At 64.7% G+C, this 24734-nt stretch carries 19 protein-coding genes and 2 tRNA genes; 6 read left to right on the forward strand and 15 right to left on the reverse strand.

Translation table 11 applies throughout. The annotated features are described in order from the left end of the window. Nucleotides 1-84 precede the first annotated feature (84 nt). Together leuD and leuC are read right to left on the reverse strand one after the other, a co-directional pair. A complete protein-coding gene (gene leuD, locus OCL88_RS10995; protein WP_021470834.1) occupies nucleotides 85-684 on the reverse strand; it encodes a 3-isopropylmalate dehydratase small subunit in 600 nt (199 codons plus the stop codon). 9 nt (nucleotides 685-693) lie between these two features. Then, complete coding sequence (leuC, locus tag OCL88_RS11000; RefSeq protein WP_264962522.1) at nucleotides 694-2145, reverse strand: 3-isopropylmalate dehydratase large subunit; 1452 nt, start codon at nucleotides 2143-2145, stop codon at nucleotides 694-696. 113 nt (nucleotides 2146-2258) lie between these two features. Here leuC and OCL88_RS11005 point away from each other — a divergent pair, with 113 nt between their 5' ends. Then, nucleotides 2259-2978, forward strand: coding sequence for an IclR family transcriptional regulator (locus OCL88_RS11005; RefSeq protein ID WP_014922101.1), 720 nt, complete (start codon nucleotides 2259-2261; stop codon nucleotides 2976-2978). A gap of 12 nt (nucleotides 2979-2990) precedes the next feature. After that, nucleotides 2991-3527, forward strand: a complete 537-nt coding sequence (locus OCL88_RS11010; protein WP_264962523.1) for a DUF1697 domain-containing protein — start codon at nucleotides 2991-2993, stop codon at nucleotides 3525-3527. Between the two features lie 6 nt (nucleotides 3528-3533). On the opposite strand, the gene OCL88_RS11015 is transcribed toward OCL88_RS11010, so the two are convergent. From OCL88_RS11015 to OCL88_RS11060, 10 genes are all read right to left on the reverse strand, one after another. Further along, nucleotides 3534-5153 (reverse strand): GTPase, encoded by a 1620-nt coding sequence (locus tag OCL88_RS11015; RefSeq protein ID WP_264962524.1) that lies wholly within the window; start codon nucleotides 5151-5153, stop codon nucleotides 3534-3536. Continuing rightward, complete coding sequence (locus OCL88_RS11020; RefSeq protein ID WP_264962550.1) at nucleotides 5150-6826, reverse strand: dynamin family protein; 1677 nt, start codon at nucleotides 6824-6826, stop codon at nucleotides 5150-5152. Before OCL88_RS11020 ends, OCL88_RS11015 begins: the two co-directional genes overlap by 4 nt. A gap of 203 nt (nucleotides 6827-7029) precedes the next feature. After that, nucleotides 7030-7105: transfer RNA gene (locus OCL88_RS11025), tRNA-Glu, on the reverse strand. Between the two features lie 129 nt (nucleotides 7106-7234). Further along, a tRNA-Gln gene (locus tag OCL88_RS11030) sits at nucleotides 7235-7306 on the reverse strand. 126 nt (nucleotides 7307-7432) lie between these two features. Then, nucleotides 7433-8173: an HAD family hydrolase gene (locus tag OCL88_RS11035; RefSeq protein ID WP_264962525.1), complete on the reverse strand. Its 741-nt coding sequence runs from the start codon at nucleotides 8171-8173 to the stop codon at nucleotides 7433-7435. A gap of 12 nt (nucleotides 8174-8185) precedes the next feature. Then, complete coding sequence (gene gltX, locus OCL88_RS11040) at nucleotides 8186-9706, reverse strand: glutamate--tRNA ligase (RefSeq protein WP_264962526.1); 1521 nt, start codon at nucleotides 9704-9706, stop codon at nucleotides 8186-8188. A 122-nt stretch (nucleotides 9707-9828) separates the two neighbouring features. Continuing rightward, the gene (locus OCL88_RS11045; RefSeq protein WP_264962527.1) at nucleotides 9829-10605 is read right to left on the reverse strand and encodes a fumarylacetoacetate hydrolase family protein; all 777 of its coding nucleotides are present in this window, start codon (nucleotides 10603-10605) and stop codon (nucleotides 9829-9831) included. 51 nt (nucleotides 10606-10656) lie between these two features. Then, nucleotides 10657-11475 carry an MBL fold metallo-hydrolase gene (locus OCL88_RS11050; RefSeq protein ID WP_264962528.1) on the reverse strand — a complete coding sequence of 273 codons (819 nt, stop codon included), beginning with the start codon at nucleotides 11473-11475 and terminating at the stop codon, nucleotides 10657-10659. 168 nt (nucleotides 11476-11643) lie between these two features. Then, the gene (locus OCL88_RS11055) at nucleotides 11644-12756 is read right to left on the reverse strand and encodes a branched-chain amino acid aminotransferase (protein ID WP_264962529.1); all 1113 of its coding nucleotides are present in this window, start codon (nucleotides 12754-12756) and stop codon (nucleotides 11644-11646) included. A 119-nt stretch (nucleotides 12757-12875) separates the two neighbouring features. Then, on the reverse strand, nucleotides 12876-13928 hold the full coding sequence (locus tag OCL88_RS11060) for a 3-isopropylmalate dehydrogenase (RefSeq protein WP_264962530.1): 1053 nt from the start codon (nucleotides 13926-13928) through the stop codon (nucleotides 12876-12878). A gap of 117 nt (nucleotides 13929-14045) precedes the next feature. Between OCL88_RS11060 and OCL88_RS11065 the strand changes: the two genes are divergently transcribed. The 4 genes from OCL88_RS11065 (at nucleotide 14046) to OCL88_RS11080 (ending at nucleotide 19318) form a co-directional block, all read left to right on the forward strand. Further along, on the forward strand, nucleotides 14046-15230 hold the full coding sequence (locus OCL88_RS11065) for a sensor histidine kinase (protein WP_069695118.1): 1185 nt from the start codon (nucleotides 14046-14048) through the stop codon (nucleotides 15228-15230). Nucleotides 15231-15233: 3 nt separating this feature from the next. Continuing rightward, nucleotides 15234-15947 carry a response regulator gene (locus OCL88_RS11070; protein WP_264962531.1) on the forward strand — a complete coding sequence of 238 codons (714 nt, stop codon included), beginning with the start codon at nucleotides 15234-15236 and terminating at the stop codon, nucleotides 15945-15947. 90 nt (nucleotides 15948-16037) lie between these two features. Then, on the forward strand, nucleotides 16038-16832 hold the full coding sequence (locus tag OCL88_RS11075) for an ABC transporter ATP-binding protein (protein ID WP_264962532.1): 795 nt from the start codon (nucleotides 16038-16040) through the stop codon (nucleotides 16830-16832). 2 nt (nucleotides 16833-16834) lie between these two features. Further along, entirely contained in the window at nucleotides 16835-19318 is a 2484-nt protein-coding gene (locus OCL88_RS11080; RefSeq protein WP_264962533.1) for an ABC transporter permease, read from the forward strand. Nucleotides 19319-19433: 115 nt separating this feature from the next. On the opposite strand, the gene metG is transcribed toward OCL88_RS11080, so the two are convergent. The 3 genes from metG to OCL88_RS11095 are packed head-to-tail and all read right to left on the reverse strand — an operon-like array spanning nucleotide 19434 to nucleotide 24592. Next, complete coding sequence (gene metG, locus OCL88_RS11085; protein ID WP_264962534.1) at nucleotides 19434-20993, reverse strand: methionine--tRNA ligase; 1560 nt, start codon at nucleotides 20991-20993, stop codon at nucleotides 19434-19436. A gap of 36 nt (nucleotides 20994-21029) precedes the next feature. Further along, entirely contained in the window at nucleotides 21030-21785 is a 756-nt protein-coding gene (locus OCL88_RS11090) for an ABC transporter ATP-binding protein (protein WP_021470919.1), read from the reverse strand. Next, nucleotides 21782-24592 carry an FtsX-like permease family protein gene (locus OCL88_RS11095; RefSeq protein ID WP_264962535.1) on the reverse strand — a complete coding sequence of 937 codons (2811 nt, stop codon included), beginning with the start codon at nucleotides 24590-24592 and terminating at the stop codon, nucleotides 21782-21784. Before OCL88_RS11095 ends, OCL88_RS11090 begins: the two co-directional genes overlap by 4 nt. Between the last annotated feature and the right edge of the window lie 142 nt (nucleotides 24593-24734).

The raw sequence follows: 24734 nt of genomic DNA on the forward strand, positions 1-24734 counted from the left end.
GCGAAAAAAGACCGGAAGCCCTGGTGAAAGGGACTTCCGGTCTTTTTCGATGGGCGTATGCCGCCCCTTTATGTGTCTGCTAATTCAGCTCCTCGCAGGAAGCGTCGTCGGCTTGAAAGATGGGCGGGTGGCCTCGTAGGCAGTGATGTCTGCCTCATGCTGCAGGGTGAGCCCGATGTCGTCGAGGCCTTCCAGGAGCCGCCAGCGCGTGTAGTCGTCAATCTCGAACGGGGCAACCACATTGCCGCATTCGACCGTCTTGGACACGAGGTCCACCTTGACCTCGGCGCCGGGGTTGTTCTCCAGCACCTTCCAGATGAGCTCGATGTCGTCCTGGGCAACCTCGGCCGCCAGGAGCCCCTGCTTTCCCGAGTTGCCCCGGAAGATGTCGGCAAAACGGGAGGACAGAACAGCCTTGAAGCCGTAGTCCTTCAGGGCCCACACGGCATGTTCACGCGAGGAACCCGTGCCGAAGTCCGGTCCTGCCACCAGGACGGAACCTGCGTTGAACGGGGCCTGGTTGAGGATGAACGATTCATCCTTGCGCCACGCGGCAAACAGGGCGTCCTCAAAGCCGGTGCGGGTGATGCGCTTGAGGTAGACAGCCGGGATGATCTGGTCCGTATCCACGTTGCTCTGACGCAGCGGAACGCCGATTCCGGTGTGGGTGGTGAATTTTTCCATGGGATCCTCCTAGACTGCGGTTCCGGTCAGCGTGGCGGCGGTGGCGGATTCCAGATCCGACGGCGAGCTCAGAGTGCCGCGCACGGCGGTAGCTGCGGCAACCACGGGTGAGACCAAGTGCGTGCGGCCACCCTTGCCCTGGCGGCCTTCGAAGTTGCGGTTGGACGTGGACGCGCAGCGCTCTCCCGGCTCCAACTGGTCCGGGTTCATGCCCAGGCACATGGAGCATCCGGCAAAACGCCACTCGGCACCGAAGTCCTTGAAGACCTTGTCCAACCCCTCCGCCTCGGCTTCGAGCCGGACGCGGGCGGAACCCGGGACCACGAGCATGCGGACGTTCGGGTCCTTTTCGCGGCCGCGGATGATGTCTGCGGCGGCGCGCAGGTCCTCGATGCGGGAGTTGGTACAGGAACCCAGGAAGACAGTGTCCACCCTGATGTCCTTCATGGGGGTTCCGGCTTCCAGGCCCATGTAGGTCAGTGCACGTTCGGCGGCCAGCTTGGCGTTCTCATCACCGAAGTCTTCCGGGGACGGCACCTTGGCCGAGAGGGAAACGCCCTGGCCCGGGTTGGTACCCCAGGTCACGAACGGCTCAAGCGTGTTGGCGTCCAGGTCCACCTCGACGTCGAACGTCGCGTCGCCGTCGGTGTGCAGCGTGTTCCAGTATTCGACGGCGGCGTCCCAGTCGGCGCCCTGGGGCGCGTGGGGGCGTCCCTGCATGTAGTCGTAGGTGGTCTGGTCCGGGGCCACCATGCCGGCACGGGCTCCGGCCTCGATGGACATGTTGCAGATCGTCATGCGGGCGTCCATGGACAAGGCACGGATGGCCGATCCGCGGTACTCCAGGACGTAGCCCTGGCCGCCGCCGGTGCCGATCTTGGCGATGACGGCCAGGATGATGTCCTTGGCCGTGACCCCCGGGCGGAGCGTGCCCTCGACGTTGATGGCCATGGTCTTGAAGGGCTTCAAGGACAACGTCTGGGTTGCCATGACATGTTCGACTTCCGAAGTGCCGATGCCCATTGCCAGTGCGCCGAATGCACCATGGGTTGAGGTGTGCGAGTCACCACAGACCACCGTCATGCCGGGCTGGGTCAAACCGAGCTGCGGTCCAACGACATGCACAATGCCCTGTTCCTTGTCACCGAGGGAGTGCAGGCGGACACCGAACTCCTTGCAGTTGGCGCGGAGGGTTTCAATCTGCGTGCGGCTGGTCAGGTCCGCGATCGGCTTGTCGATGTCCAAGGTCGGCGTGTTGTGGTCCTCGGTGGCAATGGTGAGGTCAACGCGGCGCAGCTTGCGGCCGGCCAGCCGCAGGCCTTCGAATGCCTGCGGCGAGGTGACCTCGTGAACCAGGTGCAGGTCAATGAAAAGAAGGTCTGGCTGGGCATTGGCTCCTTCGCCTTCACCCTTGCGCACCACGTGCGCGTCCCAGACTTTCTCGGCCAGTGTCTTTCCCACGGCCTGCTCCCTTCGAAACTGTTGATTGATCTACACCCACTCAAGCAGCACGGCTGCGAAGTAGGCCAGCGAAACAACTTGCATCTCAGATATTGAGACGGCAATATCATTACATGGACAATTCTAGTGGAGTCGGTGTCATTGATAAAGCGGCCCAGGTACTGGACGCCCTCGAGGCCGGGCCCACCACGCTGGCCCAGCTGGTAGCGGCCACCGGACTGGCCAGGCCGACCGTTCACCGGCTCGCGCTTGCCTTGGTCCACCACCGGTTGGTCAGCCGGGACATCCAAGGGCGGTTCGTCCTGGGCAGCCGCCTCGTGGAGCTGGCCTCGGCAGCGGGCGAGGACCGGCTCATCGCATCTGCCGGACCCGTGCTGATCCAATTGCGCGACGCCACGGGCGAGAGCGCCCAGATCTTCCGCCGCCAGGGAGACTGGCGTGTCTGCGTCGCCTCCGCCGAGCGGCCCATAGGTTTGCGCGACACCATACCCGTAGGCACCCAATTGTCCATGAAGGCCGGGTCCGCCGCGCAGGTGCTCCTCGCGTGGGAAGACCACGACCGTCTCCTGGAAGGCCTGCAGAACGCACGGTTCACGCCCACCGTCCTGGCAGGAGTACGACGCCGGGGCTGGGGCCAGAGCCTCGGCGAGCGTGAGCCGGGGGTTGCCTCGGTTTCCGCGCCGGTACGGGGTCCTTCAGGCCGCGTCATTGCCGCAGTGTCCATCTCGGGCCCGATTGAGCGCCTCACCCGCCAACCCGGCCGCCTGCACGCCGAGGTAGTCTGCAATGCAGCCAGGGTGCTGACCGAGGCGCTCCGGAAGAACAACGACTAACCAAGGACGGCCATGGAGAACTATGCAGTGTTTCTTCGCGGAATCAATGTCGGTGGCATCAACATCAAGATGGCTGACCTCAAGGCTGCATTGAAGGACTACCCCTTCACCAAGGTCAAGACCCTGCTGGCCAGCGGCAACGTGGTACTGCAAAGCGAACTTGGCCCGGCCGAGGTGAAGTCCCGGTTCGAGGAATGCCTGCGCGAGTCCTTTGGCTACGATGCGTGGGTCGTGGTCCTGACTGCAGCCCGCGTGGCCGAGTTGGTGGAGGCTTGCCCCTACCCCGCGGATGACAAGTCCACCCACAGCTACGTCACCCTCGCCTCGGACGAGGCCATGCTGGACGAACTCTTCGATGCAGGTAAAGCCCTTGGCGGCGTCGAGCAGACCCGGCTGGGACCAGAGGCGTCCTCGTGGCTGGCTCCGGCAGGGGGCACCCTGGACAGCCCCTTCAGCAAGTTGTCCGCCAAGGCCCGCTATAAAGCCACGACCACCACCCGTAACCTCCGGACGCTGATCAAAGTCCGGGACGCCGCCGCCGCCCTCTAGGTTCAATCAGCTCTTCAGGGCTGCCTTCAGCGCCGCGTTAAACGATTTCAGCCTCCCGATCCCGGCCTTGACGGGTTCCACAATGCGTTGGCCTGCTACCTCGGCCACAGCGGAATTGAGTCGTCGGGCAACGCCGCGGGCACGGATCCGGGCAGCCCAGCCCCCAAGTACACGGCCGGCCACAGCCAGGACGAGTCCCAGCACCACTCCCCCGGCGACCATCAGGGTCGGCCAAGGCCATCCTTCCGTACGCGGGACCTCAGGCACAGGCATCTGGAAATAGCCGAGCACCGCCAGGACGCCCAACCAGCCAAGCCCACCAAGGGCCAGCAGGAACGCGAACCACTGCAGCGCGTTGAATATCCCCCACCACAGGGGACGTTTGGAGGCTTTGAGATCCGTTGTGGCGATGGCCTGGTCCAGTGCATCGGGCAACTGCTCACGGCCCTCGCGCGCCGAACTGCGGATGGCGGCCCGCCAAGGGCCGGGCGCTCCTTCCGAGACGTCATCGGCAAAGTTTCGCACCGCAGCGTCCGTCCTGGCACGTTCAGGAGCTCCGGCCGGCGGCAACGATGTGCGGTTCAGTTCGGCTTTGGTGTCTGTTCTGCCCAGGTTCAGACGGCGCAATGGATCGGGACGGAAACGCAACAACCAACGCGTCACCGGCCAGCCTGTGCGCCGGGCCGACTCGCGCTTGAACGAACGGGCCACTGCATCCACCACCACGGGAACGTTGGCCGCGATGGCCAACTCCTTGGCCAGAGTCTTGGTCGCGCCATCAGTGATCCCGCGGGCCTCACCTGTTCCCGACACCTGCCGAAGCCCGGCCGCAGCGGCCGAAACGTCGGCGGAGAGACGCCGCGTTGCAGCTTCCCTTCGCACCACGACGTCCTTGATGGCCCCGCGGACCGTGGCAACGCCGTCGCCGGTCAGCGCGGAGGCACCCATCACGGGAACTCCGGGCAACCCGTCCCGCGCAAGGATTCCGCGCAGCGACTCCATGACCAGCGCGGCGTCGTCCGGGTTGAGTTTGTCCAGTTGGTTCAGGACCACCAGCGTGACCGAACCATGGGACGCCATGGGACGCAGGAAATCATTATGGACCGCGGCGTCGGCGTACTTCTGCGGGTCCAGCACCCACACCAGGACGTCGACCATCCCTGCCAGGCGCTGCACTAGTTCACGGTTTTCCACCTTGGTGGAGTCGAAGTCGGGGAGGTCCAGCAGGATCAGACCCGTACTGTCATCTGCCAGTCCCGGCACGGCGGTGAGGCTGTGCCGCTCCTGAACACCCAGCCAATCAAGGAGCGGGCCGCTGCCGTCCACGCCCCAGATGCCGGCAAGGGGGGCCGAGGTGGTGGGCCTTCGTGCTGCCGCCGTGGCGAGGCTGCTGGCGGAGACAGCGTTGAACAGCGAGGACTTACCGCTGCCGGTCGCACCGAAGAAGCCGACCACAGTGTGCCCGGCGGACAGTGAACGCCGTGACGTTGCCCTCTCCAAGACCTCGAGGACGGTTTGCAAGGCGGACCCCGGCAAAACCCCTTCGGCCAATTCCCTGGCTGTGTTCAGCGCTTCCAGGCGCGTCTGCAGGGCGGAGGATTCCCGTACGAGGCTGTGCCGGCTCATGCTGATCCCGCCAATCCGCGCAGTTTACGCGCGTGCTGGCGCAAACTGCTTCCGCCGACCGGTCGGGCGTCGTCCAGCCGGTCCAGGAAACGCGCCCGCTCACTATCCAGGAGCCGCTGGCAATGCACGTGCAAATCCTCCCTTGCCTGATGTGCCAGGCGACGGACAGCGTCCTCGCCGAACACCGCTTCAAGCAGCCTCTGACCCACCACTGCGGTACCGCCGGCGATGCCGATCTCAAGCCCGCTCAATCCGGCCGTCATGGAAAAGACCACCACCATGAGCGCCGCCCCGAGTCCGTTGATGCCAAAGGAAAGCCACCGGGCCTGGGTCCGCTTTCCCTGTCCCTGCTCACGGATGAGTTCCATGAGCCCTTCCTGCCATTGCCGGATTGCCGCTGCGGCACGGACATCGAAATCCGGCGAAGTCCCGGCAAGATCGTCGGCTCCCAGCAGCTGGCGGCCGGCAGGCTGCGATCTCCACCGCCGGTCCACGTTCTCCGCGGCGTTCGCCGCCTCATCAAGGATGACGGCTTGAAGGCCGGTCTCAATGGCTGTCTCCACTTTCACCGCCGGGGCCGGCTCCCCGCGGAAATAGGCTCCGATGCGATCCCTGATCCTGCCCACGTTTTGCTCCACGGCACGGAAGAATTCACCTGTGCCAACAAAGTCCTGCCACCTGGCCAGGACCTCACCCCGGAGCAGCGCGCCATCCTTGGTGGCGTCGAGAATCCGCTTTAGAGCTTCCGAATACTCCGCCACGGCGCCCTCGCGGAGTTCGCGGGCAGCGGCTTCCTGGGCATCGGCAAACCCAGCGATGGCCTCCATCCTGGTTCCCACGGCTTTGACGGCGCCGTTGAGGGTCCGGCGGGCAACCGCACTTCGCTCACCGGCATCCGCAGCCAATCCCGCGAGCCAACTGCGCAGCGAATCCACCGAGCCGGCAGGAAGCATCCCCATGGCATCCAGCGGGGATTCGTGGATTACGAACAACATGGCCCCGCCCAGTCCTTGGGCGGTCAGCATGGCCTGCAGGTCTTCGCGGACCTCCGCTTCCGCCTCGGGCGGCACGCGGTCCAACACCACAGCCACGGTGATGTCCCGGGAAGCCGCGTCCAGCAGCAAACGCCAAGGTACGGCGTCGGCATATCTGTTTGCGGTGGTGACAAACACCCAAAGGTCGGCCGCCGCGAGCAACTGGCCCGCGAGCCGGCGGTTCTCATCGGAAATCGAATCGACATCCGGGGCATCGAGCAGGGCCATGCCTTGGGGCACCTGCTCTTGCTCCAGCAGTACCAGGGACGTCATCGCGGAGGCGTCCGGGGCCGCCCCTGCCTGGCTGGCGGGGACCGGGCGTGCGGCCACAGTGCCGCGAATGCGCTCGAGGCCTGGGAGGATCCGGCTGCCTTCGAACCACGCAGCATCCGCCGGGTGGTGCAGCAGGATGGGTTGCCGGGTTGTGGGCCGGATTGCCCCTGACCGTGTCACGGGATACCCCACCAGAGCGTTAACGAGCGTCGATTTGCCGGCACCGGTGGAACCGCCGACGACGGCGAGAAGCGGCGCGTCCAGGCTGCGGTAGCGGGGAAGGACGTAATCGTCCAGTTGCGCGAGGGCTGCCGTGATCCACCGGCGGCCCTCGTCGGCGTCGGAAAGCGCGAGTGGCAGCGTCATGACTGCGAGCTCGTTCCGGGCTGCCTCGAGGGTGTCCACGGGCCCCTCCGTCGCGGACCCTGCCGGGAGGGCGCTCGGTGAGGTGGGTTCTTGATCTGCGGTCACTGCTTCATCATGCCAGCCCCGAAGGCTGCCATCCTTGCAAGCAGGGTGCGTTGTGGAAAAAAAGAATTCCCCCGGAACCATGTTCCGGGGGAATTCGGTGGTGACCCCAGCGGGATTCGAACCCGCGTTACCGCCGTGAGAGGGCGGCGTACTAGGCCGCTATACGATGGGGCCTTGCACTATTTATCACCGTTTCCGGCGATCAAGCTGAATGAGTATTTCATACATTCAGCTTGTTTCCAAATCGTCTAAATCGATTTGAATTCTCTGCGTTGTTCAATACTTTCGTAATGAATCCCAGAGCTGGGATACCAGGACTCGAACCTAGAATGACGGTACCAGAAACCGTAGTGTTGCCAATTACACCATATCCCAAAGTGACTTTCGGGCCGGACTTCCAATCTTCGGTTTCCCTTGGATTTTCCCTCCGTGCCCCTCAGCACGAGTAATTACTCTACCCGAGTCTTTTCACCTGCACAAATCGCGGAGGCGTTAGCTGCGTCACAACGAGTTGGGCTCCAAGGCCGGCGCGTGGAGCAGCAGCGCAGACAGAGAGTCCACCTGCCGTCCGGCAAAATCATCCACCACTTCCCCGGTGCGGTTGAGCCATACGCCCACCAGACCGGCGGCCGTCGCACCTTCGGCGTCGAGCAGCCTGTTGTCCCCGACGTACAGGGTCTCCCCCGGCGTGCTGCCCAGCAGGCGCACGCCCTCAAGATAAATCGCCGGCTCAGGCTTGGCGGCGCCTACCGTGTCCGTGCCCACCAGGATCTTGATGCGATCGAGCCCGGCACCGTCGAGCTTGGCGCGCTGGTAATCGTGGACGTTGTTGCTCACCGCACCGTAAGGGACACCCGCAGCATCCAGGGCGTCCAGAACACCCGCGACGTCGGAAAAAGCGCGGACATAGGCAACCTGGCGCTGATGGTAGTCAGCTACCCAGGCCTGCGATGCCTCGCCCTCCTCCAGTTCCACCCCGAAATGGCCCAGGGCGGCCCGGCCCCGGAGCAGCCGCTGTTCATTGAAGGTGAGTTCGCCGGCCAGGTACCGGTCGTAGAAGTGCGTGGTTTCGTGGGTGAATATCCTGCCGAACTTCGCCCACCCGGCCTGGTCCAGACCGGGCAGGAGATGTTCGCTGACCTCGCGCAGGGCCGTGGTCATGGCGTACTCAAGGTCCACCAGGGTGTCATCGATGTCAAAAAGCACACCGCGAATGGTGCCGAAGGAACGTGAGATTGCCATGTCAGCCCCCTGCTAGCCGCGGAAAGCCCGGACGCGTGCCAGTGAGGAATCCTTGCCGAGGATTACCATGGACTCGAACAACGGCGGCGAGATCCGACGACCGGAAATCGCTGTGCGCACAGGACCGAAGGCTGCACGCGGCTTGATGCCAAGGTCCTCGACCAACGTCTGCTTCAACGAGGTCTGGATGTTCTCCGCGGTCCACTCCTGGATGGGCTCAAGGGCCGCAAGCGCTGCGTCGAGGACTTCCTCGAGGTTCGCCGGAAGGCCCTTCCGGGCGTCGTCGGCGATGTCGATTGCGTCGTCCGCCTTGAAAAGGAAGGCGAGCATCTCGGGAGCTTCGCCCAGCAGGGCGATACGTTCCTGGACCAGGGGGGCGGCTTCCCTCAGGATCTCTTCCTGCCTGGGCGTCAGGATCTCACCCACGAAACCGGCAGCCCGCAGATACGGAACCAGCCGCTCTTCGAAGACCTCGGGAGCCAGCATGCGCACGTGCGTTCCGTTGATGGCCTCGGCCTTCTTGAGGTCGAACCGGGCAGGGTTGCCCAGGACGTCGTGGATGTCGAAGTTTGCCACGAGCTGTTCCACCGTGAAGATGTCCTCGTCCGCGCTCAACGACCAGCCCAGCAAGGACAGGTAGTTCAGGAGCCCCTCAGGAATGAAGCCACGTTCGCGGTGCAGGAACAGGCTGGATTCGGGATCGCGCTTGGAAAGCTTCTTGTTGCCCTGGCCCATGACGTACGGAAGGTGGCCGAACTCCGGCATGTACTCTGCTACCCCAATGGCGTAGAGGGCGCGGTACAGGGCGATCTGGCGCGGCGTCGAGCTAAGGAGGTCCTCGCCGCGAAGGACGTGGGTGATGCCCATCAGTGCGTCGTCCACGGGGTTGACCAGGGTGTACAGGGGTGCCCCGTTGGCCCGCACCACGGCAAAGTCGGGAACTGATCCAGCCTTGAAAGTGATCTCGCCACGGACGAGGTCAGTAAAGGTGATGTCCTCGTCCGGCATCCTCAAGCGCAGGACAGCGTCACGGCCCTCCGCCTTGAACTGGGCAAGCTGTTCCTCGGTGTGGTGGCGGTCGAAGCCGTCATACCCGAGCTTGGGATCGCGCCCTGCAGCCCGGTGGCGGGCTTCGATCTCGTCCGGCGTGGAGTAGGACTCATAGACGTGTCCCCCGGCCTTGAGCTTGGCGATGACATCCTGGTAGATCCCGCCACGCTGCGACTGCCGGTACGGCTCGTGGGGGCCGCCAACCTCAACGCCCTCGTCCCAGTTGATGCCCAGCCACTTCAGCGCATCCAACAGCTGGTGGTAGCTTTCTTCGCTGTCACGGGCTGAGTCCGTGTCCTCGATGCGGAAGATCAGCTTGCCGCCGGTGTGGCGCGCATAGGCCCAGTTGAAGAGGGCCGTCCTGATCAGCCCCACGTGGGGCGTTCCGGTGGGCGACGGGCAAAAACGGACCCGGACGGGGGTCTCGGCATTGACGGCGGGGATGGCGCTGGAGGCAGGGGTCGACGCAGAAGCAGTAGTCATAGTGCTTCCAACTTTACCGCTTGCCGACGCCGTGGTTTCCCGCCAGGAAGCGCCCGACGGCGACAGCCGCGTGCCGCCGTCGGGCCTTCCATCAGGAGGTGGGCACCTACAGTGGTGGTCGCCTAGCGGCGGACCACCGGGTTGGACAAGCGGCCAATGCCTTCGACCTCAACCTCGATGCGGTCGCCCTCGGAGACTAGGCCGACGCCCGCGGGCGTGCCGGTCATGATGACGTCGCCGGGGAGGAGTGTGAACGCCTGCGAAACGATGGAAACCAGCTCACGGACCCCGCGGATCATTTGTGTGGTGTTGCCATCCTGCCGGAGTTCACCATTGAGGCGGGCCTGGACTGCGAGGTCGTCCGGATCAAGTTCGGTCTCGATCCATGGACCCAGCGGAGCGGAAGTGTCAAAGCCCTTGGCCCTCGCCCACTGGAGGTCGGTCTTCTGGACATCGCGGGCAGTAAGGTCGTTGCCGCAGGTGTAGCCGAAAATAACGTCCTCTGCGCGTTCTTCCGGTACATCCTTGCAAATACGGCCGATCACGACGCACAGCTCGGCTTCAAAGGAAACTTCCTCGGAAAACTCCGGAAGCACGATCGGATCGTTGGGGCCGATCACGGCGGTGTTGGGCTTGAGGAACAGCAGCGGGTGCTGTGGAACTTCATTGCCGAGTTCGGCTGCGTGCTCGGCGAAGTTACGGCCCACGCCGATGACTTTGCTGCGCGGGATGATCGGTGCCAGGAGCCTTACGTCTTCAAGCTTGTGCTTGACGTGGGTACGTTCGACGCCGTTGAAGAACGGGTCGCCGTTGATGACAGTAATTTCCTCACTGCCGGGCTCGCCGTCCACGACGCCGTAAAGGGGATCAGAATCTACTACAAACCGGGCGATACGCATGGGCACAAGCCTACCGTCCGGGGCGGCCGGATCCGGCAGCTCAGGGCAGGCTCAGCTGCGCAGATAGTCCAGCTGCGCAGCAACGGAGGTCTCGGCCGCCCACCTGACGGACGGATCGACGTCGGCGTAAACAACGTCGGTGACCTCGGCGACGGAAGCTGACCCGCCTACTTGGATCAGGGCAGCCCTGATCTGCGCCAGGCGCTGTTCCCGATGGTCCCGGTATTCACGGCATTTTTCGTCCAGCGCCGGCAGGACGGGCCCATGAGCCGGGAGCAACGTGGCCGGGCCCAGTGCTTCAAGCCGATCCAGGCTGGCAAGGTAGTCCCCCAGCCGGCCGTCCGGGTAGTCCAGGACGGTGGTGCCGCGACCGAGGATGGTGTCGCCGGTAAGTACCGAGCCCGTGGGACCATCCGTCGGCAAGTGGAAACAAAGTGAATCCGAGGTGTGTCCGGGAGTAGCGATGACCCGGATTTCTACGCCGCCGCCGTAAACGACCTCGCCATCGCTGAGGGGCTCGCCCCCGTGGCAATGCTCGGGAAGGGCCGCGCGGACCGGCGCGTTCGTCAGCTCATGGAAGCGTGCCGACGCCTCGGTGTGGTCGGCGTGCCGGTGAGTGATCAGGACAACGTCCACAACGCCCGCAGCCGCAAGCGCTGCCAGGTGCTCCTCGTCCTCGGGACCGGGGTCAACGATCGCCACATGCCCGGAACCCTCAGCGGCAATCACGTACGAGTTGGTTCCGTCCAGGCTCATCGGGCCGGGGTTGGGCGCGAGCCTGAAGCGCGTCAGTTCGCTGCTCCGGGTCAACGGGGATGGTGCCGGGTGCGTGGAGGGCTGGTCAGTCGAAGCCGGGTCAGTGGAAGTCACCCGTCCATCTTCGCATCCGGGACGTGACAGAGGAACGCGGGAAAACCGTCGGGACGTGACAGAGGAACGCGGGTACGACGGCGGCCCCCGCCGTGGTGAGGCGATGTCACCTCAGGCGGGGGCCGTCGTCGTAAATCCTGGTGGTACAGGCCGTACCGGCAGTACCTGCTAGACCAAGCGGGTCAGCCAGCCGTGGCGGTCTTCGACCTTGCCGGTCTGGATTCCGAGAAGCTGCTCGCGGATGGCCATGGTGGTCTCGCCGGCTTTGGCGTCCTCGGAACCGATGAACTCGGTGGCGTCCTTGAGGACACCGATCGGGGTGATCACGGCTGCGGTGCCGCAGGCAAAGACTTCGGTGATCTCGCCGGAAGCAACACCGTCGCGCCACTCGTCAAGGGTGATCTTCCGCTCTGAGACCTCGCGGCCCATGTCCTTGGCCACCTGGATCACGGAGGAACGGGTGACGCCTTCGAGGATGGTGCCGCTCAGGGCCGGAGTGGCCAGCGAACCGTCCTTGAACACGAAGAAGACGTTCATGCCGCCGAGTTCTTCCACGGCGTCGTCGTTGAAGTGGTCCAGGAACAATACCTGCTTGCACCCGTTGGCTTCGGCTTCCTGCTGCGCGATCAATGAGGCAGCGTAGTTGCCGCCGCACTTGGCCGAACCGGTTCCGCCACGACCGGCGCGGGCGTACTCACGGGAAATCCAGATCGACACCGGCTTCAGCTCCCCGCCGAAGTAGTTGCCGGCCGGGGAGGCGATCACGCGGAAGGAGACTTCACGGGCTGCCCGGACACCCAGGAAAGCCTCCGTGGCGATCATGAACGGACGCAGGTACAGCGCTTCCCCGTCTCCGGAGGGTACCCAGTCCTTGTCCGCCTGGACAAGCTCGCGGATGGCCCCGAGGAAGTACTCCTCAGGCAGCTCGGGCAGGGCCAGGCGACGGGCGGACTTGTTCAGGCGCGCGGCGTTGGCCTCGGGGCGGAACGTCCAGACCGAACCGTCGGCGTGGCGGTACGCCTTGAGCCCTTCGAAGATTTCCTGTCCGTAGTGGAGCACGGCAGCTGAGGGATCCAGCATGATGGGGCCGTACGGTTCAATGCGGGCGCTGTGCCAACCGCCATTGCCTTCGGCGTCGACCTTGTAGTCGACGACGGCGGTGTGGTCGGTGAAGTAGTCGCCAAATCCCGGGTTTGCCAGGATGGCTGCACGCTCCTCAGCAGATTTCGGGTTGGCCGAAAGCTGCTGGCTGAATTCGACGCCATGGGCAGTCTGAGTCATGTTTCCTCCACAGTCAGCTACCTGGCAGTGCGAACCGCGGCCCCAACAAGGGGTGGTTCAGCGATGGACCAGGGAAGCAGGTAAATAATTCAAGACAAGCTTACGCCTGAGTATTGGGCCTAAAGTGCTGCCGCAATGGCGTCGCCGATCGCAGCGGTGCTGCGCGGCTCGCCGGTGCGGGCTTCGACGTCGGCAATCACTGCCGCTTCGATCTTGCGGGCTGCCCCGGTGTAGCCGAGGTGCTCCAACAACAGCACTGCGGACAGGATCGCAGCAGTGGGATCAGCCTTCTGCTGGCCTGCGATGTCCGGGGCCGAGCCGTGGACGGGTTCGAACATGGACGGTGCGGTGCGGTCCATGTTGATGTTGCCTGATGCCGCCAGGCCGATACCGCCCGTGACGGCAGCTGCGAGGTCGGTCAGGATGTCGCCGAACAGGTTGTCCGTGACGATGACGTCGAAGCGGGACGGGTCCGTGACCATGAAGATCGTGGCGGCGTCGATGTGCAGGTAGTCATGCGTGACCTCAGGGAACTCCTTGGCCACGGCCTCCACAGTGCGCTTCCAGAGGTGGCCAGCGTAGACCAGGACGTTGTGCTTGTGGACCAGCGTCACGTGCTTGCGGGGACGCGCGCTCGCACGACGGAAAGCATCACGGACCACCCGCTCCACGCCGTGGGCGGTGTTCAGCGACACTTCGGTGGCTACCTCATGCGCGGTTCCGCCGCGCAAGGTCCCGCCGTTGCCGACGTACGGCCCCTCTGTTCCTTCACGGACCACAATGAAGTCGATCTCGCCGGGATTGGCCAGCGGACTGCCCACGGAGCTGTAGAGACGCGAGGGCCGCAGGTTTACGTAGTGGTCCAGGCTGAAGCGCAGCTTGAGCAGCATTTCGCGTTCGATGATGCCCGAGGGAATGCGGGTGTCGCCCGGGGCTGCACCGACGGCGCCGAAAAGGATTGCGTCGCGTGTCCGGAGATCGTTGAGTACTTCGTCCGGGAGGGTCTCTCCTGTTTCAAGCCAGTGCTGGGCGCCCAGTTTGTAATGGGTCTGCTCAAGGGTGACGCCTTCGGCGGCAAGAGCCTTTTCCAGAACCTTGACGGCTTCGGCGATGACCTCGGGGCCGATGCCGTCGCCGGGGATGACAGCGAGATTGATGGACGATGCATTCATAGGTCTATCTAGCCAAGCAATCCACATGCTGGTCAAAATCGTCTCACTTCTTGAACAGTCGTGATGTCAGACCACGGCATGATGTGCGCAGCCCGGCGCAGCACTTAGAGTCATGGAGTGGATAGAAGGCACGCGATATACGAATGGTTCCGCACCAACCGCTTCACAGTGGACCTCACTGCCGCCATCATCCTCGTCCTCCTCTTCGGCCCTGTGTATCTGCTCGCCGGACGACCCTTCCTGTTCTTGTTGTCGTGCTGCCTCCTGTTGCCCCTCGCGTGGCGGCGGACCCGCCCGGAGGTGGCTGCCGGCGTCGTGGTTCTGGTGTGCCTTGTCCAATGGGCGGCGGGGGCCGAGCCGGTGGCGGGGCAGATAGCGGTGCCGCTGGTGATCTATGCCACAGCGGCCTACGGACCGGCGTGGGCCAGCCGCGCCGTGCTGCTGCTGGGGCTGCTGGGCGGCGTGATGCTGACCACCCGCGAGTATTCGGGGTCGGCAGCTTCAGGCATCCTGGGCCTTACCATCGGAGCCTTGTACACCGTACTGATCTGGATGCTGGTGCTGGTGAGTTGGACCTTGGGCGACCTGACGCGCGTGCGGCGGCTGCAACTGCAGGCGTTGGAGGACAGGACCCGCCGCCTGGAGATCGAGCACAACCAGGAACGCCAACTTGCAGCTGCCGACGAGCGCTCCCACATCGCGCGGGAAATGCACGACATTGTTGCCCACTCCCTGTCCGTGATCATCACGCAGGCGGACGGGGCCAGGTACGCGGCAGCCGCTAAACCCGAACTCGCCACCGAAGCGCTGGCCACCATCGCCGCAACAGGCCGCGACTCGCTCGCCGAGATGCGGCGGCTCCTTGGCGTGCTGCGTTCCGACGACGGCTCCCCCACCCGTCCGCAACCCCGCCTTTCCGACCTGGACGAGCTGCTCCTCGGCTTCCGGGCGGCCGGCCTGCAGGTGTCTTTCGAGCAGCACGGGACACCGCGCCGGCAGTTGCCGGCAGGGGCTGAGCTGACCGCCTACCGGACCATCCAGGAAGCCCTGACCAATGTCATCAAGCACGCAGGCCCCAGCGCCACGGCAGCCCTGGTGTTGACGTGGCAGAACCGCGGACTGGAGATTGATATCCGGGACGACGGCCGGGGCGCCGCAGCCGATCCGCCCGTGCCGGGAGGCGGCAACGGCCTTCCGGGGATGGGCGAACGCATCGCCCTCTACGATGGTTCTTTGTCCGCAGGCCCGCAGCAGGGCGGCGGATTCCGCGTGTCTGTCCTTATCCCGTATTCGGAGGCTTGATCCTTGCCCGAACTTTCACCGCCAATCCGCGTAGCACTCGTCGATGACCAGCAGTTGGTCCGTTCCGGTTTCAGCATGCTCATCAACTCCCAGCCCGACCTGGAGGTCGTGGCGGAGGCGGGCAACGGCATCGAAGCAGTCCAGGCCCTGAACGCCACGGCAGCCGACGTTATCCTGATGGACGTCCGGATGCCGGGCATGGACGGGATCGAGGCCACCCGGAAGATCCTGGAGCAGGCTGCGACCCAACCGGAAGGTTCGCAACGGGCCGGGGTCAAGATCGTTGTCCTCACGACCTTCGACCTTGACGAATATGCCTTGGCAGCCATCCGTGCCGGTGCCAGCGGTTTCCTGTTGAAGGACGCCCCGCCGGAGGAACTGCTGGAAGCCATCCGCACGGTTTATCGCGGAGATGCCGTGATCGCGCCTTCCACCACCCGGCGCCTGTTGGATCACGTCGCGCCCCTGCTGCGAACGCAGACCCCGGAGCAAAGCGGGCACGCCGCGGCCGTGGAACGGCTCACCGCGCGCGAACGCGAGGTCTTTACCCTGATCGCCCAGGGGAAATCGAACCCGGAGATCGCGGCAGGGTTGTTCCTGTCGGAAGCGACCGTCAAGACGCACGTGGGGCACATCCTCGCCAAGCTTGGTGCCCGTGACAGGGTCCAGATCGTAGTGATCGCGTATGAAACAGGAGTGGTATCCCCCGGGCTGTAGTTCCCCTCAGACCACGGTATGAGACGAGGTGCCGGACTTTGGGCCCGTGGCCGGATCTGCTGGAGGGGTCCTGCCGCCTAGCGTGAAAACATGACAACTTTCACGTCCATGCCGCACCCTTCAACACCGGACCACCCAACACCGGCCGACGCCGCCGGGGCACGACCCGCCGTCGAGGCGTTCTCGCTGAGCAAAAGCTACGGCCGCGCCGACACCAAGGTGGTCGCGTTGAAAGACGTCAGTGTCAGCTTCGACGCCGGGAAGTTCACTGCGATCATGGGCCCTTCAGGCTCCGGAAAATCAACCCTCATGCACTGCCTCGCCGGGTTGGACTCCGCGGACAGCGGACGGATCCTCCTGGGCGGGACCGAACTGACGGGGCTCAACGACAAGCAGTTGACCGCCCTGCGCCGGGAGCGGATCGGCTTCGTTTTCCAGGCGTTCAACCTGGTGCCCACCCTCACTGCCGAACAGAACATCACGCTCCCGCTCGCCCTGGCCGGTAAAGACGTCGACGCCGGCTGGCTGGCAAGCGTCGTCACCACGCTTGGGTTGAAGGACAGGTTGCGGCACCGGCCCCACGAACTGTCCGGGGGCCAACAGCAACGCGTAGCCGTTGCCCGTGCGCTCTTGACGCGCCCCGATGTCGTTTTCGGCGATGAACCCACCGGAAACCTGGACTCCCAGGCCGGCGGCGAAGTCCTTGCGCTGTTGCGGCGCAGTACCCAGGAGATGGGGCAAAGCATCATCATGGTGACCCACGACCCCGTCGCCGCAAGCTATGCGGACAGGGTGGTGTTGATGAGTGACGGTGGCCTGGTGGGCGAGATCCACCAGCCCACCGCGGACTCCGTCCTGGCCGCCCTCGGCAAGCTGGGGGCCTGAGCGTGCTGCGAGTAGCCCTGTCCCAACTCAAGACCCATTACCGGCGCTTCATCGCCATCGGCTTGGCCGTGATGTTGTCCGTGATGTTCCTGTCGGCCACCCTGATGGTGGGTGCCAGCACCAATGCCTCGCTCGGGGCGAGCATTGGCGAGGCTTACCGGAACGCCGATCTGGTGGCCACGCCCAGGAACGGGGACCCGTTCAGCAAAGCGGCGGTGGACGCCGCCGCGTCGTCGCCGGCCGTTGACCAGAGCTACGCCGAACGGTCCACCTACGTGACCTTCGAAGCAAACGGCGAGCAGTTCGGCCGGCTGCGGAACGCGGCGCCTGCCGGACTTGAAGTGGCTGAGCTGGAATCCGGCACAATGCCCCTGAAACCCTTCGACGTACTCTTGGACGCCAAGACGGCCCGGCACCTGGGCCTGGACCCCGGCAGCACGATGGAGTTGCGGGGTTCCGGACCGGAAGAGAAAGCCATAGTTACGGTTTCCGGCCTGGTCCGGCCCACGAATGATCCCTTCGCCTCTTCCGCCGCACAACTGATTGCCGGTGGGGCCGTCCTCGATGCTGTCCTGGGCGCGGGGACAGGATTTAGCGGGGCCCATTTCAACGGGGTTCAATTCACTTTGAAGCCCGGCGAGGACGTTACTGCCGTGAAGGAGTACATCACTCACCGCATGGAAGCGGCCGGAGCCGAGGGCCCGGTCCTGCAAACGGCACAGGAAAAAGTCACCGCCACCGTTGCGATGTTGAGCGGAGGCCAGGACCAGCTCACCATCGTCCTGCTCGCCTTTGCAGGTGTGGCCATCTTGGTGTCCATGCTGGTGGTGTCCAATACGTTCTCCGTGCTGGTTGCCCAGCGCACCAGGGAACTGGCTTTGCTGCGCTGCCTGGGGGCGGGCCGCCCGCAGATCCGCGGCTCGGTGATCGTGGAAGCACTGGCGGTTGGTTTCCTTGCCTCGGTGCTCGGTGTCGCCGCCGCGGTAGGGGTCATGTCCGGCCTCGTCGCGTGGGCTGCAACCCAGCCCGGGCAAGCCTTCGCCACGCTGGCCGTGCCGCCGTCGGCCGTTATTGCGGGGCTGCTTGCCGGTACCCTGCTGACCGTCATCGCCGCGCTGGTCCCCGCGAAGGCGGCCACCGCCGTCGCACCCCTTGCTGCCCTGCGTCCGGCCGATGACGCGTCCGTCCGGAACCGTCGCGGCAAGGTGCGCTTGGTACTGGGCGCGGTGGTCCTCGCCGGCGGAAGTGCCTTGCTGGCGTTTGGGAGCGCCTCCGTATCCCTGGAAGTTGCCCTGCTTGGCGGCGCCGCCTCCTTCATTGGGGTGTTGCTCTGCTCCAGCCTCTTCATTCCGGCTGTAGTGTCCTGGGCAGGTCGGTTGGCTTCGCCGGCAGGGGTGCCCGGCAAGCTGGCTGCCGTCAACGCCACGCGCAACCCGGCCCGGACGTCGGCTACTGCTGCTGCTTTGTTGATCGGAGTGACGCTCGTGTCGCTCATGATGACCGGCGCGTCGACAGCTAGGCAGGCATTCAACAGCACCTTGGCCGAGACGTATCCCGTCGACTTGGCCGCGCCCACCGCCGTGGGTCCGGATGCGGGCGATGCGCAGCAGGTCCTGGACAAGATCCGTGCTCTGGACGGTGTCAGCGCAGCTGCCCTCCTTCAACCGGTGGGCCGCCTCGCCGACGATTCGGCGCCCGCTGGCGGCGGCGCCATCTACGCCCTCGGCAACGCCGACGCCTCTGCCGTGCTCCGGGACGCGAAACTCCGACCCGCACCCGGAAAGGTCTACCTGCCCGAGGACTCGCCCACCGGCCCGGCGTCCATCACGACGGCGGCCGGCACGGTAACCCTCGACGCTACGGTCCTCACGACCCGGCATATCCCGCCCTTCGTGGCCGACTCCACGATCACCGCCGGTCCGCTCACGGAAGCACCGGGGATGGTCTGGGTCAAGGTAGCCGACTCCGTGTCCGGCGAGCAGGTGCAGGCAATCCAAAAGAACATCGCTGCTGCTTTGGGCATACCTGAGCGAACGGTCAGCGGAGCGGCCATAGAGCGGGCGACGTTCAACAGCATCATCGACGTGTTGCTCCTGGTGGTCACCGGGCTGTTGGGGATCGCGGTGGTGATCGCGCTGATCGGCGTCGCCAACACCCTGTCGCTGTCCGTCCTGGAACGCACCCGTGAAAACTCGCTGCTCAGGGCGCTCGGCCTGACCAAGGGCCAGCTCCGTGGAATGCTCGCCATCGAAGCCGTGTTGGTGGCCGGCGTGGCAGCCGTCCTGGGTGGTGGCCTCGGCATTGTCTACGGCTGGCTCGGTGCCCAGGCGACGCTGGGCGGCATGGCCGACGTCGTTCCTTCCGTTCCGTGGGGACAGCTGGCGGCCGTGTTCGGCGTCGCCGTGGTCGCAGGGCTCCTGGCTTCGGTGGTCCCGGCCCGCCGGGCAGCGCGGTTGTCCCCGGTGGAGGGACTCGCCACCGCCTGACGCTCTGTCACATCACCACGCTTAAGCGGAAACGCTCTTCCACCTTCCCCGGATCAACCGGAGGAAGGTGGAAGAGCGTTTGCCGTGTGGTGGCGGTAGGTGAAAGAGCGTTCGCCTAGGCTTCGGCGGGTTCCTCGTAGCGCGGGAACACCGGAACGGGTGCGGGAAGCTCCGTGCCAGGCTGGATGGGCGTCGCGATCGCGGTAAACAGGCGGGCCGGGCCTTCCGGCTGTCCCAGCACCTCAAGCAACTTGGCCGACGACGACGGCATGACCGGCTGGGCAAGGATCGCCACGATCCGGACCACCTCCAAGGTGACGTAGAGGACCGTGTTCATGCGCTCGACGTCGGTCTTCCGCAGCACCCAGGGTGCCTGCTCGGCGAAGTAGGCGTTGGTATCCCCCAGCACCGTCCAAATGGCTTCGAGGGCGCGGCTGAACTCCTGCTTCTCAAAGGCGCCGCGTGCCGTCTCCAGCAACTTCCCGGCTTGTTCGAGCAAGGCTTGGTCCTCGGCCGTGAACGCACCCGGCACGGGAACCTTGCACTCGCAGTTCTTGGCCACCATGGACAGCGAGCGCTGAGCGAGGTTGCCGAAGTTGTTTGCCAGGTCCGAGTTCATGCGGCCCACGATTGCCTCGTGGTTGTAGCTGCCGTCGGCGCCGAACGGTACTTCGCGGAGGAAGAAGAAGCGGCACTGGTCCAAGCCGTAACGCTCCACGAAGTCACGTGGGGCAACGACGTTGCCGAGGGACTTGGACATCTTGACGCCGTTGTTGGTCAGGAAGCCGTGGATCATGACGCGCTTGGGCAACTCCAGCCCCGCGCTCATGAGGAATGCCGGCCAGTAAATGGCGTGGAACCGGGAGATGTCCTTGCCGATGATGTGCACGTCCGCCGGCCAGAACTTCTTGAACGATTCCGACTCCGTGTCCGGGTAGCCCGCGCCGGTGAGGTAGTTGGTGAGGGCATCCACCCACACGTACATGACGTGTTTCTCATCCCCGGGAACCGGGACACCCCAGTCGAAGGTGGTCCGGCTGATGGAGAGGTCTTCCAGGCCACGCTTGACGAAGCTGATGACCTCGTTGAACCGGGACTGCGGCGCGCCGAAGTCGGGGTGGGCCTCATAGAGGGCGAGCAGCTTCTCCTGGTAGGCCGACAACCTGAAGAAGTAGCTTTCCTCCGCCGTCCACGTCACCAACGTGTCCGTTTCCTTGGAGTAGCGGAGGCCGTCTTCCTTGACCACGGTGTCGTCCTCGACGTAGTACGCCTCGTCGCGGACGGAGTACCAGCCCTCGTACTTGGACAGGTAGATATCGCCGTTGGCTTCCATCTTCTTCCAGATGGCCTGCGAAGCGGCATAGTGGTCCGGATCGGTGGTGCGGATGAACCGGTCGTAGGAGATGCCGAGGTCCTGGCTCATCTGCTTGAAGGCAGCCGAGTTGCGGTCGGCCAGTTCCTTGGCCGTCAGGCCTTCCTTCTCCGCGGACTGCTGCATCTTGAGTCCGTGCTCGTCCGTTCCGGTCATGAAGAACACCTCATGGCCGTCCAGACGCTTGAACCGCGCCATGGCATCGGTGGCAATGACCTCGTAGGCGTGGCCGATGTGCGGCACGCCGTTGGGGTAGCTGATGGCCGTGGTGATGTAGAACGGGGATTTCTCTGCAGACGTCACTCTAAGAAGTTACCTTTATTTTCAGCGGGAAGAAGCTTAGTTAAGCTCGGTCAGCGTATCGCTGAGCCGGACCAGCTCGTGGTCGTGTGACGCCACGAGGACGGCGATGCCATCGCTGGTGGTGTCCTTCAGGATCCCGATAATGCGGTTGGCCGCTGCGCGGTCAAGGCTCGCCGTCGGTTCGTCAACCACCAGGACGCGGGTGCCCAAAATGAGCGCGCGGGCGATCGCGACGCGCTGGCGCTCACCGCCGGACAGCTGGGCGGGACGGTGGCGCATCCGGCGGCCCAGGCCCACCAGATCCAGGAGGTCCTTGGCCATTTCGGTGCGTTGTTCGACTTCGCCGTCAGGTACGGCGGGAAGTAGCACGTTCTCCAGGGCACTCATGCCCTCGATCAAGGCACCGCCCTGGTCGACATAGCCGATGAGCGCCCTGCGGCGGTCGGCGATCTCGTCGTCGCCCATCGACTCCAGCGACGTGCCTTCCCAAAAGACCTGGCCCGACGTCGGGAGGGTGAGTCCCGCGCTGACGGTCAGGATACTGGTCTTGCCGGAGCCGCTTCGACCGGCGATGCAGTGCATCTCGCCTGCGTGCAGCGTGAGGTTGAAGTCATCGACGACGTCGACTTCCTCGGCCCCGCCCTTGTCTCCGCCATAGTGGATGGTCACCTTGCGCAGTTCCAGCGGAGTGGCATGGTCCGTGGCCTTGACGATGGTGTTGGCCCGGGTCTGCAGCGACTCTTCCGTGGACTCCGGGGTGGCCGTCAGCTCGGTGTTGAGGTTGTCAGTCATTTGACTACTTTCGTTGCAATCGGAATCCAGCAAATTACGGCCAGCAGGCCGGCCAGTCCGGCCCAGAGGGCCGCATACGGGGCCAGGAGCAGCCCCAGTCCCAGCGCCCCGAGGACACCGAGGGGAAGGGCCACGGTACCTACCAAAGCGTTTTCGAAGAAGCGGACCTGGCCCAGCATGTCCGGGTTCCAGCCCATGGCCCGGAGGGTGCCCAGGTATTCGCGTTTGGCATGGAGTTCGAACCGCCCCGTGACAAGTGTCAGCAGCAGCCCTACCAAGACGCCGAAGACAGCCAGGATCACGCTGGGCAGAGCGACGCTTGCAGCCGCGAGGCCACTGAGGGCACTGGCACCCGCAGCCCGGGGAATGTCGATCAGCAGGGCGATCAGCGCGCCGACGGCTGCGCCGAACACTCCCACGGCCACAGCGAGCGAGACCGAGTTGAACTTGTTGGTGGTCAACTGCCGGTTGGCGAACGTCAGGGGTGAGTCCACGGTCACGAGGCGATCGTCGTGCTGCGGCTCCTGGTCAATCACCACGCGGTGACGCAGCTGCTGTGCGGCCAGCAGGGCCGCTGCCGCGTAGATGACCAGCATGGTGGCGGACACAATGACCGTCGCCAGGTTCCAGCTCAGCAAGCTCAGGATGATTCCGGCAGCGGCGAGGGCAGCCGCACCGACGGCGAACTCCTCAAGCACCCAGGACCGGATGCGTTTCTGCGTCCAACCCATGGCGCGCAGGATTCCTGCTTCGCTTCTGCGCTGGCGAATGTAGGTCACGGTCGAGGCGCCGGTCAGGAGCGTGGCTCCAAGCAACGTCAGGAAGAGCAGGGTGATGTTGGTACCGGTCAGCGATCCGGAAACAGCGTCGGCGGCATCCTGCCGTACCCACGACTGCTGGACCGTCCCGAGGGCCGATTCCTTGCCCGAGTCGTCCTTGCTGTAGCCGGGGACGAAGATGTTGACGTCCTCGCGGGCGGAACCGGCCACCACGGTTGCCTCCAGGCCGAGGGCGCGGATCTCCGAAGCCAGTTTCTCGACATCCGGCTGAGCCTGCTTCCAGTTTCCCGGGGCATTGGCACGAACACGGATGGCGTCGATGACGTTGGCATTGGAGTCGTAGCCGCGTGCGGCGGCAAGGCCGTAGTAGTCGGTGATCGCGCCGGCCGACTGGCTCACCAAGCCGGTGGCACTCAGTGAAGGCTTGAGCACGGTACCCTCGACGTCTTTTCCGTTCGCGTCCTTGGTGAGGGTCATCGGTGCCGGATCGTAGCCGCCCAGCGGAAGCTTGTTCACGTCGCCGGCTGCTGCCTGGACGTCACCGGGATTGAAGGTGCCGTAGACCATGGGCATCGGAGTAGCCGGCTTCTTGCCGGTGGCCAGGTCTTCGCGGTATGCGCGCTCCTCGACGGGCTTGCGCTGGGTCTGATCGACCGCTGCCCCGAACGAAGACTTCTCCGGCAGGCGGTTGACCGTCACCCAGTCCCCCGGCGTGGCGGTCTTGTCGGAAGCACCGTTGGCGGCGTCGTCGCCGTCCTTGTACTTCGGTGCAGCAGCGAAAGCGGTGCTCCAGGTGGCCGGGTTGTAGAGGCCCTGACTGAAGGAAGCGGTGCTGCCAAGCAGTTTGCTGTGATCGGTGGAACCCGGCCATTCCAGGGCGAACGGGGACTTCGATACGAACGGGAGGTAGTCCTTATCCAGGGAACGGCTCACGGTGCCCACGTCCTTGAGGACCTTGCCGTTGGAGTCGATTTCCTCGATCTTCACCGAGTACTGCAGGTCCAGGGTCGTGCCCGAACGGACAATCAGCGGGATCGCCTGTGACTCGTCCGTCAGCAGGCCGTCACGCTTGGCCTGCTGGTACTGGGTCATCAAGGGGGCCCAGTACTTGAGCTTGACGCCCAGGAAGTCCGGGCCTTCCTCCAATTGCTCCATGCTCAAGCCGGTGGTGAAGAGGCTTTCGAAGTGGCGTCCGATTGCGCCCGCGTTGCGGGCATCGGCCGGCGGGGCCTTTTCAAGCGGTGCCAGGAAGTCTCCTGCCGTTCCAAGCAGCGCCCGTTCGGCCGCGGGATCGACGGCGACGACGGACTCCGTCACCTCGGGGGCCAGGGGAAGGGCCACCGAGAGGTTGAACAAGTTGTGCTCCGAGCCGAGCGCGGGAGCCGGGAACTTAATGCCCGTCTCCCCCTCCGGCCCGGCAATGCGGACGTTGGAGCCACCGGTGGTCTTTTCCTCAACCAGGCGGCCCTTGCCCAAGGTGCCTTCCGCGCTGGTCTTGAAGAGTGTCTGCTGGTTGACGCCATCAGAGCTGGTGGCCGTGGCCGTCAAGCGGTACTTCTTCGGGGTGTCAGATAATACCGATTCGGCTTCCGGCCATTTGGCGGAGTCCATCGCCGAGGGATCGCCTGCCGTGATGGCCCCGGCAAGGCCCGAGTTGTAGCCGAGGTAGTCCATGGCATTCAGGCGCGGCGCCTCGAGGTTCTGCGATACGCGGGAAACAAGGCTGATGGGTGCGGCAACTGCCGTGTTGCCCATGTTCCTGATTTTTTCCAGCTGCTCAAAGCTGATGCCACCCTGGCCGTTGGCAATTTCGGGTTGGATTAGGGCACCGCCCTCGCCGTCCCCCTCCTGGTCCGGCTTCGCCTGGACCAGGATGTCGTAAAGACCCCGCGAGTTCTCATCCACAGTCCTGTTCAGGGCCGCCTGCGACTGGCTCTGGACGACGACGGACAAGCACATGGCGACGATCAAAATGGCCGCGGTCAGCAGCAGCACACGGCTTCTGATGAACCTTTGGACGGCGTTCATTGGGCTCCCTGAGACCTTGATTGCGGGCGCGCACACATGGACCGCGACCCCTCGAAAACACAAAGGAGCCGCGGGTTTGGTGTGCAAAAAGTAGTGGCCGGCCTGCTGCCGGGTCCGAATTCCGGACCCAGCCATTGTAAGC

Source organism: Paenarthrobacter sp. PAE-2, from assembly GCF_026013155.1.
Taxonomy (GTDB): Bacteria; Actinomycetota; Actinomycetes; order Actinomycetales; family Micrococcaceae; genus Arthrobacter; species Arthrobacter ureafaciens.

What these genes read in the sequence shown, in the direction of transcription:
- leuD (WP_021470834.1), bottom strand. Translation starts at nt 684, where the DNA reads ATGGAAAAATTCACCACCCACACCGGAATCGGCGTTCCGCTGCGTCAG.
- OCL88_RS11005 (WP_014922101.1), top strand. Translation starts at nt 2,259, where the DNA reads ATGGACAATTCTAGTGGAGTCGGTGTCATTGATAAAGCGGCCCAGGTA.
- OCL88_RS11010 (WP_264962523.1), top strand. Translation starts at nt 2,991, where the DNA reads ATGGAGAACTATGCAGTGTTTCTTCGCGGAATCAATGTCGGTGGCATC.
- OCL88_RS11015 (WP_264962524.1), bottom strand. Translation starts at nt 5,153, where the DNA reads ATGAGCCGGCACAGCCTCGTACGGGAATCCTCCGCCCTGCAGACGCGC.
- OCL88_RS11020 (WP_264962550.1), bottom strand. Translation starts at nt 6,826, where the DNA reads ATGACGCTGCCACTCGCGCTTTCCGACGCCGACGAGGGCCGCCGGTGG.
- OCL88_RS11035 (WP_264962525.1), bottom strand. Translation starts at nt 8,173, where the DNA reads ATGGCAATCTCACGTTCCTTCGGCACCATTCGCGGTGTGCTTTTTGAC.
- gltX (WP_264962526.1), bottom strand. Translation starts at nt 9,706, where the DNA reads ATGACTACTGCTTCTGCGTCGACCCCTGCCTCCAGCGCCATCCCCGCC.
- OCL88_RS11045 (WP_264962527.1), bottom strand. Translation starts at nt 10,605, where the DNA reads ATGCGTATCGCCCGGTTTGTAGTAGATTCTGATCCCCTTTACGGCGTC.
- OCL88_RS11055 (WP_264962529.1), bottom strand. Translation starts at nt 12,756, where the DNA reads ATGACTCAGACTGCCCATGGCGTCGAATTCAGCCAGCAGCTTTCGGCC.
- OCL88_RS11060 (WP_264962530.1), bottom strand. Translation starts at nt 13,928, where the DNA reads ATGAATGCATCGTCCATCAATCTCGCTGTCATCCCCGGCGACGGCATC.
- OCL88_RS11075 (WP_264962532.1), top strand. Translation starts at nt 16,038, where the DNA reads ATGACAACTTTCACGTCCATGCCGCACCCTTCAACACCGGACCACCCA.
- OCL88_RS11090 (WP_021470919.1), bottom strand. Translation starts at nt 21,785, where the DNA reads ATGACTGACAACCTCAACACCGAGCTGACGGCCACCCCGGAGTCCACG.
- OCL88_RS11095 (WP_264962535.1), bottom strand. Translation starts at nt 24,592, where the DNA reads ATGAACGCCGTCCAAAGGTTCATCAGAAGCCGTGTGCTGCTGCTGACC.